Annotated in this window: 10 protein-coding genes; 7 read left to right on the plus strand and 3 right to left on the minus strand. The window is 71.7% G+C overall.

The window, feature by feature from the left end; genetic code table 11:
- The first annotated feature begins 112 nt into the window (after positions 1 to 112).
- The 3 genes from N5875_RS14005 (at position 113) to N5875_RS14015 (ending at position 4,600) form a co-directional block, all read left to right on the plus strand.
- A complete protein-coding gene (locus N5875_RS14005) occupies positions 113 to 916 on the plus strand; it encodes a helix-turn-helix transcriptional regulator (protein WP_338494025.1) in 804 nt (267 codons plus the stop codon).
- 235 nt (positions 917 to 1,151) lie between these two features.
- Positions 1,152 to 3,776, plus strand: a complete 2,625-nt coding sequence (locus tag N5875_RS14010; RefSeq protein WP_338494028.1) for a S8 family serine peptidase — start codon at positions 1,152 to 1,154, stop codon at positions 3,774 to 3,776.
- Positions 3,777 to 3,958: 182 nt separating this feature from the next.
- Positions 3,959 to 4,600: an HAD family acid phosphatase gene (locus N5875_RS14015; protein ID WP_318208995.1), complete on the plus strand. Its 642-nt coding sequence runs from the start codon at positions 3,959 to 3,961 to the stop codon at positions 4,598 to 4,600.
- Between the two features lie 15 nt (positions 4,601 to 4,615).
- Here the strand turns inward: N5875_RS14015 and N5875_RS14020 are convergent, their stop codons facing one another.
- The gene (locus tag N5875_RS14020; RefSeq protein ID WP_338494031.1) at positions 4,616 to 5,116 is read right to left on the minus strand and encodes a hypothetical protein; all 501 of its coding nucleotides are present in this window, start codon (positions 5,114 to 5,116) and stop codon (positions 4,616 to 4,618) included.
- Between the two features lie 138 nt (positions 5,117 to 5,254).
- Here N5875_RS14020 and N5875_RS14025 point away from each other — a divergent pair, with 138 nt between their 5' ends.
- Entirely contained in the window at positions 5,255 to 5,917 is a 663-nt protein-coding gene (locus N5875_RS14025) for a lipoprotein (RefSeq protein ID WP_338494032.1), read from the plus strand.
- Positions 5,918 to 6,000: 83 nt separating this feature from the next.
- Here N5875_RS14025 and N5875_RS14030 read toward each other — a convergent pair whose 3' ends face one another.
- A complete protein-coding gene (locus tag N5875_RS14030) occupies positions 6,001 to 7,530 on the minus strand; it encodes a ricin-type beta-trefoil lectin domain protein (protein WP_338494035.1) in 1,530 nt (509 codons plus the stop codon).
- Between the two features lie 106 nt (positions 7,531 to 7,636).
- Between N5875_RS14030 and N5875_RS14035 the strand changes: the two genes are divergently transcribed.
- The 3 genes from N5875_RS14035 to N5875_RS14045 all read left to right on the plus strand — a co-directional run bounded on the left by N5875_RS14035 (position 7,637) and on the right by N5875_RS14045 (position 12,113).
- Positions 7,637 to 9,046 (plus strand): class II fumarate hydratase, encoded by a 1,410-nt coding sequence (locus N5875_RS14035; RefSeq protein WP_318208991.1) that lies wholly within the window; start codon positions 7,637 to 7,639, stop codon positions 9,044 to 9,046.
- 134 nt (positions 9,047 to 9,180) lie between these two features.
- The gene (locus N5875_RS14040) at positions 9,181 to 9,846 is read left to right on the plus strand and encodes a DUF402 domain-containing protein (RefSeq protein ID WP_318208990.1); all 666 of its coding nucleotides are present in this window, start codon (positions 9,181 to 9,183) and stop codon (positions 9,844 to 9,846) included.
- A gap of 311 nt (positions 9,847 to 10,157) precedes the next feature.
- A complete protein-coding gene (locus tag N5875_RS14045) occupies positions 10,158 to 12,113 on the plus strand; it encodes an ATP-binding SpoIIE family protein phosphatase (RefSeq protein WP_338494038.1) in 1,956 nt (651 codons plus the stop codon).
- 154 nt (positions 12,114 to 12,267) lie between these two features.
- Here the strand turns inward: N5875_RS14045 and N5875_RS14050 are convergent, their stop codons facing one another.
- Positions 12,268 to 14,490: a transglycosylase domain-containing protein gene (locus tag N5875_RS14050; RefSeq protein WP_338494040.1), complete on the minus strand. Its 2,223-nt coding sequence runs from the start codon at positions 14,488 to 14,490 to the stop codon at positions 12,268 to 12,270.
- Between the last annotated feature and the right edge of the window lie 31 nt (positions 14,491 to 14,521).

Consider the following 14,521-nt stretch of genomic DNA (forward strand, 5'->3'; position numbering starts at 1 on the left):
GCGAGATGCGTCGCGGCGGGAACCCGCCGTTCCGCAAACGCTCCGACGCGTCGGCCCTCCGCCAGGATGGGCACGGGGCGGGCAGGCGGGAGGGGTGGCGGACGTGACGCACATGACGGATGTCCAGAACCGGTGCGGGGAGGGCCCCGACCCCTTCGAGGGGCTCGTCCTCAGACGCCTGGACGAGATCCGGCAGGCGCTGCGGTGCGCCGAGACCGGACCGCCGCCTCCGGGGACCCTCGCCGGGACCGACGTGGAGGTCGTCACCGGGGCGCCGGCCATCGCCGAACGGTACGCGGCGCTCCAGCGCTCGGCCCGGCGCGAGATCCTCGCGCTCTCCGCCGGGCCCGCCGTCGCGGTGCCGGCGGCGGCCAACTCCGGGCAGCGGGAGGCGATGCGGGCGGGGGTGCGGTACCGGGTGGTGTACGAGCGGGACACGCTCACCCACTCCGACACCCCGCCGCTGCTCGAACACTGGGCTTCGCTGGGCGAGGAGATGCGGGTCGCGTTCGGACTGCCGCTGAAGGTGGTGCTCGTGGACCGGGCGCGGGCGCTCGTCGTCCCGCTGGTGGACGACGAGCGGGAGGGCGCCCCGGGGAAGGACGACGAGCCGACCGCCACGGTGCTGCGGTCGCGACCGCTGATCGATGCGCTCGGCTGGATCTTCGACCGGGTCTGGGACAGCGCGCTGCCGGTGCCTGTGGCGCTCGCGGCGGCGGTCGACGGGCCGTTGACCGCGGAGGACCGACGGCTGCTGACACTGCTGCTCAACGGGTACACGGACCAGGCGATCGGGTCCCAACTGGGCGTGTCGGAACGGACGGTGCAGCGGCGGGTGCGGAGGCTGCTGGCGCTGGCGGGGGTTCGGAGTCGGCTGCAGCTCGGCTGGCACGCGGCCCGTCACCACTGGCTCTGACCCCCTGCGAACCGCCCACACCGCGCGTGCCGCGCCGGCCTGTAGCCCGTACGGGCCGCGCCCGCCCGGCCGAGTGCGGCGTACACCGGCCCTGGCCGCAGGGCACGACGGGACGGCGGCGGTGTCGGGTTCACGACACGGCGGTAAGGCGACAGGGGCGAGGGCCTGTTGGGACGGCGGACGCGTGGCAACGTGTCCGCCGTTCGCACAACAGGACGCCGCCGGAAGGACATCCATGTCCCGTCGCAGATCGACCGCGATATCCACCGCCCTCGCACTGGCCGCCGCCTCTCTCGCCCTCACCGTGGGCCCCGCAGCGGCAGACGCCGACCCCGCCCCCGCCCCCGTGGCCGACAAGCTGGGCGCCCACGACCGCGCCCTGCTCGCGCGGTACGAGCGGCAGCACGCCACCGCCCGGAGCGCGGCCGCCGCGCCCGGCTTCGCCACCCTGATCGTCGCCGTCGCCGAAGGCCGTACCGCCGAGGCGGAGGCCGCGCTCGCCGAGCTGGGCGCGGGCGTGAAGACGGTCCGTACCGACGATTCCGTCGGCTACCTCAAGGCCAATGTCCCCTTCGGTCTCGTCGAGCAGGTCGCCGCCCTCGACTCCGTCGCCGCCGTCGACCTCGACGAGCTCCTCGAGATCGAGGACACACGTGTGGACGGCGCGGCCGCGGCGGGCGCCACGGCCGCCCGCACGCCCGGTGCCGCGCTGCCCGCCGCCCCCTCCGCCGCCACGCCGGACGCCAATCCGTACATGCCGACCCGTGAGACCGGGTCCACGGACTTCAAGGGCGACCACCCGACCTTCGACGGGCGGGGGGTGACCATCGGGATCATGGACACCGGTGTCGACCCGACGCACCCGGCGCTCGCGCGGACGACGACCGGCGAGAACAAGCTGGTCGAGTCGGTGACGGGCACCGACCCGAACAACTTCATCGACCTGATCTTCGACTCCAGCTGGTTCCTGATGGGCCGGCAGCAGTCCGGTCCGACCGTCGTCACCCCCGACGGACAGGCCTGGACCGGTCCGTCCGGCTCCGACCTGCGGGTGCAGAACCGCCTGCTGTCGATGCCCGGCGGCAAGCAGCGGAGGATCGGTGTCCTCTTCCGTGACGGGGACGGTTCGATCCGGGTCGACACGGACGGCGACTTCGACTTCACCGACGAGGAGGCGATGCGGCAGTTCGGCGTCGACCGCCAGATCGGGTACCTCGGCACGGACGACCCCGCGACGCCGGTCAACGAGCGCGTCCCCTTCACCGTCCAGTGGAAGAAGGTCAACGCCACCACCATCGGTGTGAACGTCAACGTCATCACCGAGGCGCACGGCACCCACGTCGCCGGCATCACCGCCGCGCACGGCCTGTACGGCGGCGCCATGGACGGGCAGGCGCCGGGCGCGAAGCTCGTCTCGATGAAGGCCTGCCACGCGGCCGGCTGCTCCTCGGCCGCGCTCACCGACGGCATGATCGACCTCGCCACGCGGTACGGCGTCGACGTCATCAACATGTCGATCGGGTCGAGCCCCGAGCTCAACGACGGCCAGAGCGCCCGCGCGCTCGTCTACAACCGGCTGATCGACACCACCGGCGTCCAGCTCTTCATCTCCGCCGGCAACTCCGGCGCGGGGACGAACACGGTCGGCGACCCGACCGGCGGCGACAAGGTCGTCAGCGTCGGCGCGGCCGTCTCGGACGCCACCTGGTGGGCGAACTACGGCTCGCGGACGAAGGACGCCCGCGCCATGTTCCCGTTCTCCTCGCGCGGCCCGCGCGAGGACGGCGGCTTCAAGCCGGACGTCACCGCGCCCGGCTCGGCCGTCTCCACCACCCCCGACTGGATCGCTCCCTCCTCCGTCCCCGAGACCGGCTACGAGCTGCCGCCCGGCTACTCGATGCTGAACGGCACCTCGATGTCGTCCCCGCAGGCCGCCGGCGCCGGTGCCCTGCTGCTCTCGGCCGCGAAGCAGTCCGGGGTCTCCGCCTCGCCCGCCGAGCTGCGGGCCGCGATCTACTCCACCGCCCGCTGGAACGGCAAGGCCGACGCGGTCGCCCAGGGCCGCGGCCAGTTCGACGTGCCGAAGGCCTGGTCCGTCCTCGGTCAGGGCAAGGCGGCGACCTCCGACACCGTCACCGTCTCGGCTCCCGTGTGCACCCCGCTCTCCGGCCAGCTCGTCACCCCGCACCGGGGCAGCGGCCTCTTCAACAGCTGCGCCCCCGGGGCGGGCGGCCAGGCCGTCGGTGAGGAGCGCGCGTACGCGCTGACCGTGACCCGCACCACCGGCTCCGACCTTCCCGTACGGTACGAGGTCGGGCTGAAGGGCGGCGACGACACCTACTCCGTGCCGTCCTCCGTGGTCCTCGCCAAGAACGTGCCGACCACGCTGATGGTGACGGCGAAGCCGCCCACCCAGGGCGTCCACTCCGCGGTCCTCGTCCTCGACGACGGGAACACCCGGGCCGTCGAGCAGCACACGATGCTCGCGGTCGAGGCCGCCGTCCCGCTGGAGATCGGCGGGACCCCGCTGACCGTCACCGGCGTCACGTACCGCAACGACACGGTGCACTACACGGTGGCCGTGCCGGCCGGGGCGAGCACGCTGACCGTCTCGATGGACGGCCTGGACGAGGGCAGCCAGACCCGCTGGTGGGCCTTCAAGCCGACCGGCGTCTCCGGTGAGACCTCCGCCGGCGGCACGATCTACTGCTACAACGGCTACCTCGACGGCTACGGCTGCGACCCGAAGTCCCGGACGTACGACAAGCCCGCCGCGGGTGTCTGGGAGCTGGTCGTGGAGTCCCGGCGCACGTCCCCGCTGTGGGCGAACCCGTACACGCTGACGGCCACCGTCTCCTGACGGACACTCCACAACGGCGCGGCCCCGGTCCTTGGTGAGCCTCACCGCATGGGACCGGGGCTGCGGCTTCGTCGATCTCCGCTCAGAAAGTCGCTACCGACCGGTAGCCAATTCGTTGCCTACTGTCCAGTATTGAGCGCGAGCATGCCAAAGTCCTGAGCTGGTCGACCAAGGAGCCCCCCATGCCCGTCACGCCCTTCCGCAGGCGCGCCGCCGCCGGAACCACCGCCACGCTCGCGCTGACCGCCTTCCTCGTCGTCGGCCCCGCCCCCACCGCCTCCGCCTCCGACCCGGACGGCCACAGCACGTCGACCGCCGCCTTCAAGGACGTCGACTACACGACCTGGCGCCGTGACGTGGCGGCCGTGGTCGCGCAGGCCCGCCCGTACATCGAGGAGCGTTCCAAGAACGCCGGCACCGAGAAGCAGGCGATCGTCCTCGACATCGACAACAGCTCGCTGGAGACGGACTTCCACCCCTTCTGGGAGCTGCCCACCCCGGCCATCGCCGATGTGCGCGCCCTCGTCCGCGACGCCCACGACCGCGGGGTCGACGTCTTCTTCGTCACCGCCCGCCCGGGGATCATCCACTCCCTCACCGACTGGAACCTGAAGCAGGCCGGCTACCCGGTCGACGGGCTGTACGTGCGCTCGCTTCCCGACCTGTTCGCCGAGGTCAGCGCGTACAAGACGGAGCAGCGCGCCAAGATCGAGGGCAAGGGCTACACGATCATCGCGAACATCGGCAACAACACCACCGACCTGGTCGGCGGCCACGCCGAGCGGACGTTCAAGCTCCCGGACTACGGCGGCAAGCTCTCCTGAACACGCGAACACGGCTCACCTGGTGATGTGGAACTCCAGTCGTGAGTAGTCCCCGTCCGGGGTCGAGCGGATGGTGCCGCGCGCGTCCTTGAAGTCACCGGTCCCGCCGGTGACGGCGATGTCGAACGCGGCCCGTTCCTCGGAAGCCGGGTCGACCGACAGCAGGGTCTGCCCCGTCAGTTGCCCACCGGGACCACCGTTCAGCACGAAGGTGCCCACGCACATGATGTCGTTGGGATTCCCGGTGCGTACGACGGTGCAGGCCACGCCGTCCCGGCCGACCTTCTCTCCGCCCTTGGACTTGAAGAGGTCGTCGGCGAAGGCGAACGAGGTCCCGAGCTCGGGCGGCGGCCCGGTCGCGTCGTCGTCACCCTGACCGGTCGGGATCTCCTTGGCGTAGACCGTGAACTCGAACCCGTCGGCAGCCGAGGCCGGGACGGCGGCGACGGCGGAAAAGGCACCTGCGGCGACCGCGGTGACTCCGAGAACGCCGATCCTCCTGAAGCTGCGGAACATGTCCTGCCTCCTGCGGGGAGCCCCCCTCGGGATCTTCGGACCTGCTGCGGACCTGCTTCGGACCTGCTTCACATTGTGCGATGCCCGCCCTGGATACGCCCGTCCGGGGGACGCCGGCCCCGCACTACGCTGACGCGCATGAGACACCCCATACGGACCCTGGCCCCGGCCGCCGCCGCCCTGGCGGCGGGGCTGCTGCTCGCCGGCTGCGGCGACGTCGAGCCGATGCCCGAGGTCACGCAGGGCGCACGCCCCACGGCGGCACCCGCCACAGAGGCGGCGGCACCCGCCACGAAGGCGCCCGCGGCCGCCGCGTCGCACCTGACCGTCGGCGGTCCGGGGACGGCCTGCGCACTGCCCGTCTCCTTCGGTGTGGCGGAGAAGTGGACGCCCAAGGCGATCGAGGACCCCGAGAACCCGGAGTTCGCGGCGTTCACCCGGCGGGGGCCGGCCACCATGCGCTGCGAGGTGGACGCCAAGCCGGCCGGTCACGTCGGCTTCCTGCGGGTCTGGACGTCCGGGAAGGGCTCGGCCAGGACGGCACTCGAAGGGTTCGTGAAGGCCGAGCAGAACACCTCCGAGGTCACCTACAAGGAGGGCGCGTCCGGCGCGGGGCCCGTCACCGAGGTGACGTACACCGTCTACAACGAGCTGATGGAGGAGTCGAAGGAGGAGCGCGCCTTCGCCGTCTCGACGCCGAAGGGGACGGTGATCGTGCACCTCGGCGGGCTCGACACCGCGGAGCACCGGGCGATGATCCCGGCCTACGAACTGGCCAGGAGCACGCTCAAGACACTGTGAGCCCGCCCCCCGTGCCGAGCACGGCCGTGGCCCCCGTCCGATCCCGGACGGGGGCCACGTTTCCTGAAGGGACGGTACGTCGGCTACGCGAACTTCTGGTTCGCCGAGCCGTCGCAGGTCTGGAGCCTGATCGGCTGCTTCGCCGCGCTCTGGGTGAGGCAGAGGCCGGTCGCCTCGGCCGGGCGGATCGTGGCGCCGTCGCGGACGAACTTCTGGTTGCCGCCGCCGTGGCAGTTCCACAGGACGAGCGCCTTGCCCGCCTGGTAGCCGGACGCGGGGACGTCCAGGCAGCGGTCCTGGGTCAGCTCGGTGTGGACGGTGCGACGGGTGGAGTCGTACCACCAGCCCTGGTTGCGGCCGCCGTGGCAGTCCCAGCCGAGGACGGCGGTGCCGTTGGACGAGGTGGCCGCGTCGACGTCCAGACAGTTGCCCGTCGCCTGGTTCTTCAGCGGCTTGTACGCGTCGTCCCAGGCGAGCGGGAAGAGCGTCGGCGTGCCCGAGGAGTTCACGTCGGCGCAACTGGCCTCACGCGCCCCCGAGTCGTAGATCTGGGTGAGGCAGGACGCGAAGGCGGCGTGCCCGCGCGCGTTGGGGTGGAAGGACTGCCGTACGGAGTTCTCGTCCGGGGTCCCGGGCTTGGAGAGGTCGATGTAGAGGCCGCGGGCCCAGGCGTCCTCCATGCAGACCTCGTGGCCGTGGAAGAGCCGCGAGTTGTCGAGGTAGACGGCGCCGGTGGAGGCGGCCGCCGCGCGCATCCCGCGCTCGAACGCGGGGACGGCGGTGTTGCGGCCCCAGACGGTGTCGGAGTCGTAGCCGAGTCCGCCGCAGATCAGCTTCCCGGGGAAGTCGGGGTTGTCGTGGAAGTCGGGGCCGATGGGGCTGGGGTAGCCCATGACGACGAGCTTGTAGTCGCCGTCGGCGTAACCGGCGTCGCGCATCACGGTCTTGAGGTCGCGCACGGTCTGCTCGACCTTGGGGACGAGCGCGTCGACGCGGGCCTGCCAGCCACCCGCGTACTTGGGCTCGCAGGCGCCCTGGAGGAGGAGGTAGCGCGTTACGCAGTCGGTCATGACGGGCCCGAACTGCAGGTCGTCGTTGGCGCCGGCGACGAGCGTGATCATCTTGATGCGGGTGTTGCGCGCCTTGACGGCCAGGTTGTCGCTCTGGACGAGCTCGTCGGCGTACTGCTTCGAGCCGCCGATCCGGATGTTGCCGGTGTACGCGCCGGAGCAGGACACGTTGAACGTGAGGTCCGCGGGGATTCCGGTGCGGTGGATGGCGGCGTCGGGCGAGCGGTGGCACCAGTTGGTGGGACCGTTGGTGGGGGGCTCGTAGGTACCGACGCCCTCGCCGGAGATCTCGCTGTCGCCGAGCGAGATCAGACCGGTCTTGCGCTGGGCGAGCGGGCGCTCCTCGGGGCTGCCGTAGATCTTGGTGGCCTCGGCGGCCCGGATCGCCTCCAGCTCCGGCGGGAGCGGTACGGAAGCGGCGACCGATGCTGTGAGGGTGCCGGCCGCTCCGGCGGGGGCGGCGGCGGTCATCGTGCCGAGCGCGGCGGCGGCCGCGGCGACGACGGCGATGGGCCAGCGGAGTCTGTACCTGGTGCGCCTCATTGCGCCTCCTGGAAGTGGGGTTACCCACGGTTTTTACTGGCCGGTACGCCCGATGGGAATACATCGAACAAGACAAGTGCTCATCTTTTACAGGAGGTTGAGGAACATGAACGACACAGACCAGGCCGACGGTCACCGGATCGAGCACGACTCCATGGGTGAGGTGCGGGTCCCCGCGCACGCCAAGTGGCGGGCCCAGACCCAGCGGGCCGTGGAGAACTTCCCGGTCTCCGGGCAGCGCCTGGAGCGCGCCCACATCGAGGCCCTCGCCCGGATCAAGGCCGCCGCCGCCCAGGTCAACGCCGAGCTCGGCGTGATCGACAAGGACCGCGCCGAGGCCATCGCCGCGGCGGCCGCCGAGGTCGCCGAGGGGCGCTGGGACGAGCACTTCCCGGTGGACGTCTTCCAGACCGGCTCCGGCACCTCGTCCAACATGAACACCAACGAGGTGATCGCCACCCTCGCCACCGAGCGACTCCCCGAGGGCCGCGAGGTCCACCCCAACGACCATGTGAACGCCTCCCAGTCCTCCAACGACGTCTTCCCGTCCTCGATCCACATCGCGGCCACCGGAGCCGTCACCCGCGACCTGATCCCCGCCCTCGACCACCTGGCCGCTTCCCTTGAGCGAAAATCGGCCGAATTCGCGTCGGTGGTGAAGTCCGGCCGTACGCACCTCATGGACGCCACCCCGGTCACCCTCGGCCAGGAGTTCGGCGGCTACGCGGCGCAGGTCAGGTACGGCGTCGAGCGGCTGCGCTCGGCACTCCCCCGGCTCGCCGAACTCCCCCTCGGCGGTACGGCGGTGGGCACCGGCATCAACACCCCGGCCGGCTTCTCCGCGGCCGTCATCGCGGAGGTCGCCCGCGCGACCGGCCTGCCGCTGACCGAGGCCCGCGACCACTTCGAGGCGCAGGGCGCCCGGGACGCCCTGGTGGAGACGTCCGGGCAGCTCCGCACGATCGCGGTCTCCCTCACCAAGATCGCCAACGATCTGCGCTGGATGGCCAGCGGGCCCCGCACGGGACTCGCCGAGATCAACCTCCCCGACCTCCAGCCCGGCTCGTCGATCATGCCGGGCAAGGTGAACCCGGTGATCCCCGAGGCGGTCCTCATGGTCGCCGCGCAGGTGACCGGAAACGACACCACGGTGGCGGTGGCGGGCGCGGCCGGGAACTTCGAGCTCAACGTGATGCTCCCGGTGATGGCCAAGAACCTCCTGGAGTCCGTACGACTCCTGGCCAACGCGTCCCGGCTGCTCGCCGACCGCACGGTCGACGGGGTCACGGCCAACGTCGAGCGGGCCCGCGAGTACGCCGAGTCCTCGCCGTCCGTGGTCACCCCGCTGAACAAGTACATCGGCTACGAGGAGGCCGCCAAGGTCGCGAAGAAGTCGCTGGCCGAGCGGAAGACCATCCGCGAGGTGGTCCTGGAGTCCGGGTACGTGGAGCGCGGCGACCTGACGGTCGAGCAGCTGGACGAGGCGCTGGACGTGCTGCGGATGACGCGCCCGTGAGAGAACGTGCCGCGGATGCGCTGCGGATGTGCCGCGGATGCGCTCGGACGACGCACCCGTGAGAGACGTGCTCGGATGACTCAACCGTGATCCATGCCGCTGCGGTCGTGGGAGCGCGCCCCTAAGATCTGCGCATGACAGGATCGGGCGGCTCTCAGCATTGGGCGCCGGGGGAGCACATCCTCTGGCGCTACCGCGGCAACGGCACCGGAGACGTGCACATCTGCCGACCGGTGACGGTCGTCCAGGACACGCCGGACCTCCTCGCCGTCTGGATGGCACCCGGCACGGAATGCGTCCGCCCGGTGCTCGCCGACGGCACGCCGGTGCACGAGGAGCCGCTCGCCACCCGCTACACCGCGCCGCGCACCACGGAACGCGCGCGGTGGTCCGGCAGCGGCGTCCTGAAGCTGGCGAGACCCGGAGACCCGTGGTCGGTGTGGCTGTTCTGGGAGCGCGGCTGGCGCTTCCGCAGCTGGTACGTGAACCTGGAGGAGCCGCGGGTCCGGTGGTCCGGCGGCTTCGACTCCGAGGACCATTTCCTCGACATCTCCGTCTACCCCGACCGCAGCTGGCTGTGGCGGGACGAGGACGAGTTCGCGCAGGCGCAGCGGTCCGGCCTGATGGGTCCGGAACAGGCCGCACGCGTGCGTGGCGCCGGGCAGCTGGCGGTGGACCGCATCACGGCGTGGGGGGCGCCGTTCTCGGACGGCTGGGAGAACTGGCGGCCGGATCCGGCATGGCGGGTTCCGGAGCTGCCGGCCGACTGGGACCGCACTCCGGCGCACACGGCACCGTGAGACCCTTGATGCGCCCCCGGGGTTCAAACGTAGGATCGTCCTCCGCACGGCAGAGGCGGACCGAACGGCACGTCAGACCGATCGAGCAGCACGTCAACGACCGAACGCAGCACAGGACCTGACCAGAAGTCATCCACGAGGGGGAGAGCAGTGCCGGACGTCTGCCCGGGTGTTCCGACGCCCGCCGGTGCCGCCGCTCGCGGAGCCCTCACATCCACCGCACACAAGGGGTTTAGCCCCGCCGAAGGCGCGGCATCGGCGAGAAGAGCGAGTGCATCGCACCACCGGCCCGGACGGACGGAATCCCACGCGTGACGGAGCATCCCACCTCCCACGAAGGCCGGCAGCCCCTGGCTGCCCGGTCGCAGGAACGCGCGCGCCCTCGCCAGGAGGCGGCAGCCGGCCTGCCCTCCGACGTGCCCGCACAGCCGGGCGGGCCGGCGGCCACCGCGACCCCGGGCGCGGAAGCGCCCACGCCCCCGCCGCCCACGGCCCCCGGCGGCCCGGGAACCATGGCCGTCGCCGTGTCGGCGCAGCTCCCGGGCGGCGGCCGCGGCGGGGACACCGTCGCACGGCGCGAGGGCGAGAAGCTCCGGTTCGTCGGGGCGGCGACGCGGCGCATCGCGCGCGGCATCGACCTGGACGAGATCGTGCTCGGTCTGTGCCGGGCGACCGTGCCGACCTTCTCCGACGAGATCCTGGTCTATCTCCGCGATCCGCTGCCGGTGGGCGACGAGCGGCCGGTCGCGCCGTTCGTGTTGCGGCTGCGCCGCACGGACCGGCTCCGGTTAAGCGATCTGGAGGGCGAGGAGCTCGTCCTCGTACCCGATCCGGATCCGACCCCCGCGGCCGAACTCTGCGAGGTGCGGTCCGGTGGGGCACTGGCCGAGGTACTGCGGGGGGTGCGGCCGGTGTTCGGCGACTCCGCCGCCGCCAGGACCGCGCTGACCGAACTGCTCGGCCCGGACCATCCGCTGCCCGGCGGGCTGCGGGCCGTTCTCGCGCCGCTGCGCGGCCGGCGCCGGGTGATCGGCGCCGCCGTGTTCCTGCGCCGCCCGGAGCGGGCCGGTTTCGAGCCGAACGACCTGCTCGTCGCGGCGCAGTTGGCCACGCACACGGCGCTCGGCATCGACAAGGCCGTCCTGTACGGCCGTGAGGCGTACATCGCGGACGAGCTCCAGCGGACGATGCTGCCGGACTCGCTGCCGCAGCCGACCGGCGTCAAGCTCGCCTCGCGCTATCTGCCGGCGGCCGAGACGGCCCGGGTGGGCGGCGACTGGTACGACGCGATCCCGCTGCCCGGCAGCCGGGTCGCGCTGGTCGTCGGTGACGTCATGGGCCACTCGATGACCTCGGCGGCGATCATGGGCCAGCTGCGCACGACCGCGCAGACCCTGGCCGGGCTCGACCTGCCGCCGCAGGAGGTCCTGCACCATCTGGACGAGCAGGCGCAGCGGCTCGGCGAGAACCGGATGGCGACCTGTATGTACGCGGTGTACGACCCGGTCTCGCACCGGATCACCGTGGCCAACGCCGGTCATCCGCCGCCGATACTCCTCCACCTGGGCGGCCGTGCCGAGGTGCTGCGGGTGCCGCCGGGCGCCCCGATCGGGGTCGGCGGGGTGGACTTCGAGGCGGTCGAGCTGGACGCCCCGGCCGGTGCCACGCTGCTGCTCTACACGGACGGTCTGGTCGAGTCCCGGCTGCGGGACGTGTGGACCGGCATCGAGCAGCTGCGGGAGCGCCTCGCGGCGACGGCGCAGCTGACCGGGCCGGACCACTCGCCGCCCCTGGAGGCGCTCTGCGACGACGTCCTGGACATGCTGGGTCCCGGGGACCGGGACGACGACATCGCGCTGCTCGCGGCGCGGTTCGACGGCATCGCGCCGAGCGACGTGGCGTACTGGTTCCTGGAGCCGGAGGACGCGGCTCCGGGGCGGGCCAGGCGGCTCGCCCGGCGGGCGCTCGTCCGCTGGGACCTGGAGGAGCTGACGGACTCGGTCGAGCTGCTGATCAGCGAGGTCGTGACCAACGCCGTGCGGTACGCGGAGCGGCCGGTGACGCTGCGGCTGCTGCGGACGGACGTGCTGCGCTGCGAGGTCGGCGACGACTCGCCGCAGCTGCCCCGGCAGCGGCGGGCGCGCGACACCGACGAGGGCGGGCGAGGTCTCTTCCTGGTGAACCGGCTGGCACGGCGGTGGGGGGCGACCCGGCTCTCGGGCGGCAAGGTGGTCTGGTTCGAACTGGCCACGCCGAGCCACCCGTAGCCGCGGCGAGGCCATAGCCGGAGCGAGGTCGTAGCCGCAGCGAGGTCGTAGCCGCAGCGAGGTCGTAGCCGCAGCGAGGTCATGGAAGCAGTGAGAAGGGCCGGACCCCCGGTGGGGTCCGGCCCTTTCGCGTCGTCGGCGCGGCGGCCGCTCGCTACTGCAGCGGGCGGTCGGTGCTGCCCTGGCTCGTGCCCGGGTCGGGCGGCTCGATCGACGGCGGCGGTGACGGCTCGTCGGTGACCGGCGGCGGGGTCGTGTGCGTCGGCGGCGTGGTGACCGGGTCGCGCGTCGGCTCCCGCGGCGTGGTGGTCGTGGAGGTCGGCGGGGTCGTCGGGTCCGGGGACCGCGTGGTCGGCTCCTCGGTCGGCTCGTCCGTCGGCTCCTCGGTCGGCTCGCTGCTGCTGCTGCCGGTGGGCGTCGGGTCCGGGTCGTAGGGGGTCCAGCGGTCCGTCTCCAGGTCGAAGGAGGCGTCGGAGCCGCCGTCGAGGGCGCCGGTGGTGTAGTCGCCCCAGATCTGGGCCGGCGTACGGCCACCGTTGGCGCGGCCCGGGTTGATGGTGTCGGTGAGGGTGACCTGGTTGCCCTTGGCGTCCTCGCCGAAGAGGCCGACGGCGGTGACGAGTTCGGGGGTGTAGCCCACGAACCAGGCGGAGCGGTTGTTCTCGGAGGTGCCGGTCTTGCCGGCGGCCTCGTACTCGCCGGCGGCGCGGAAGCCGGAACCGTTCCGCACGACGCCCGTCATGGCCTGGGTGACGGTGTCGGCGGCCTCGCGGCTGATGACCTGCCCGCCGATCCCCTTGGTGGCGGAGAGCGTGCGGTCCTTGTGGACGGCGCCCTTCACGAGGGTCGGGGTGACCTTCTTGCCGTGGTTGTCGAGGGTGGCATAGACGCCGGCCATGTCCATGGTGGAGGCGCCCATGGTGCCGAGGGACATGGCGGGGGTCTCGCCGAAGTCGGCTCCGTCCTTCATGCCGAGGGCGAGGGCGGTCTCCTTGGTCCTGGCGGGTCCGACGTCCACGATCATCTGGGCGTAGACGGAGTTGATGGAGCTGTTGGTGGCCTTCTGGACGGTGACGGAGCCGTAGCTCTCGTCGTCCTCGTTCTCGGGTGCGAAGGGGATGTCGCTGCCGACGACCTTGCGCTTGCTGGTGCCGTCGTAGATCGTGCCGAGGCCGATCTCCCGCCCGTCCTGGGTGACCGAGCGGTTGTCGAGGGCGGAGGCGAGGACGATCGGCTTGAAGGTGGAGGCGGGCTGGTAGTCACGGCGGGTCGCGTTGGACGTCCAGTGCTCGGTGGCGCCGACGCCGCCGTACAGCGCGACGACCTCGCCGGTCTTGGGGTCGACGGAGGTGGCGCCCGCCTGGACGGTGGCGTCCTTCTTGTCGCCCTTGCGGTCGAGCTTGGCCTCCAGCTGCCGGTCGACGGCCTTGACGAGGTCCTTCTGCCGCTTCTCGTCGATGGAGAGGGTGATCGTCCAGCCGCCGGCCTTGATGTCCTCCTCGCTGACGCCCTGGCGCATCAGCTCCTGGTTGGCGGCCTCGACGATGTAGCCGGTCTGGCCCTCCATGCCGGGGAGCGGCTTGGGCTTCTGCGGGACGGGGAACTTCATGGCGGCGCGCTCGGCCTCGGGGAGCCAGCCCTCGCCGACCATGTTGTCGAGGACGTAGTTCCACCGCTCCTCGACGAGCTTGCGGCCGGTGGGGCTCGCGGAGGTCCAGTCGTACTGGTTGGGCGCCTGGAGCAGCGAGGCGAGGTAGGCGCCCTGGGCGGTGGTGAGCTGGGTGGCGTCGACGCCGTAGTACGAGCGGGCGGCGGCCTGTATGCCGTAGGCGCTGCGGCCGTAGTAGCTGGTGTTCATGTACCCGGCGAGGATCTCGCTCTTGGTCGACTCCTGGTCGACCTTGATGGCGATGACCATTTCCTTGAGCTTGCGCGTCGCGGTCTGGTCCTGGCTCAGGTAGTAGTTCTTGACGTACTGCTGGGTGATGGTCGAACCACCCTGCTTGCCCTTGCCGGTGATGGTGGACCAGGCGGCGCGGGTGGTGCCCTTGATGTCGACGCCGTTGTCCTTGTAGAAGGTCTTGTTCTCCGCGGCGACGAACGCCTTCTGGACCTTCAGGGGGATCTTGTCGAGGCCGACGATCTCGCGGTTGATCTTGCCGGTGCGGGCGAGGACCTTGCCGTCGGCGTACTTGTAGATGTTGCTCTGCATGGTCGCCTCGGCGTTGGCCGTCGGGACCGGGACCAGGAGGTAGACGACGTACAGGGCGCCCATGGCGAGCAGGCAGGCCACGAAGAAGGTGCCCAGGAGCTTCTTCCAGGAGAAGAAGCGGCGCAGGCCGCGTTTCTTCACCTTGCTCTTGTCCGGTCGGCCCATGTGTCCTGTCGCTCCGCTCGTCGTGTGTCCC

Source organism: Streptomyces sp. SJL17-4, from assembly GCF_036826855.1.
Classification (GTDB): Bacteria; Actinomycetota; Actinomycetes; order Streptomycetales; family Streptomycetaceae; genus Streptomyces.

Excerpts from the sequence above, each read along its gene's own strand:
- N5875_RS14005 (WP_338494025.1), top strand. The coding sequence starts at position 113 with ATGACGGATGTCCAGAACCGGTGCGGGGAGGGCCCCGACCCCTTCGAG.
- N5875_RS14010 (WP_338494028.1), top strand. The coding sequence starts at position 1,152 with ATGTCCCGTCGCAGATCGACCGCGATATCCACCGCCCTCGCACTGGCC.
- N5875_RS14015 (WP_318208995.1), top strand. The coding sequence starts at position 3,959 with ATGCCCGTCACGCCCTTCCGCAGGCGCGCCGCCGCCGGAACCACCGCC.
- N5875_RS14020 (WP_338494031.1), bottom strand. The coding sequence starts at position 5,116 with ATGTTCCGCAGCTTCAGGAGGATCGGCGTTCTCGGAGTCACCGCGGTC.
- N5875_RS14025 (WP_338494032.1), top strand. The coding sequence starts at position 5,255 with ATGAGACACCCCATACGGACCCTGGCCCCGGCCGCCGCCGCCCTGGCG.
- N5875_RS14030 (WP_338494035.1), bottom strand. The coding sequence starts at position 7,530 with ATGAGGCGCACCAGGTACAGACTCCGCTGGCCCATCGCCGTCGTCGCC.
- N5875_RS14035 (WP_318208991.1), top strand. The coding sequence starts at position 7,637 with ATGAACGACACAGACCAGGCCGACGGTCACCGGATCGAGCACGACTCC.
- N5875_RS14040 (WP_318208990.1), top strand. The coding sequence starts at position 9,181 with ATGACAGGATCGGGCGGCTCTCAGCATTGGGCGCCGGGGGAGCACATC.
- N5875_RS14050 (WP_338494040.1), bottom strand. The coding sequence starts at position 14,490 with ATGGGCCGACCGGACAAGAGCAAGGTGAAGAAACGCGGCCTGCGCCGC.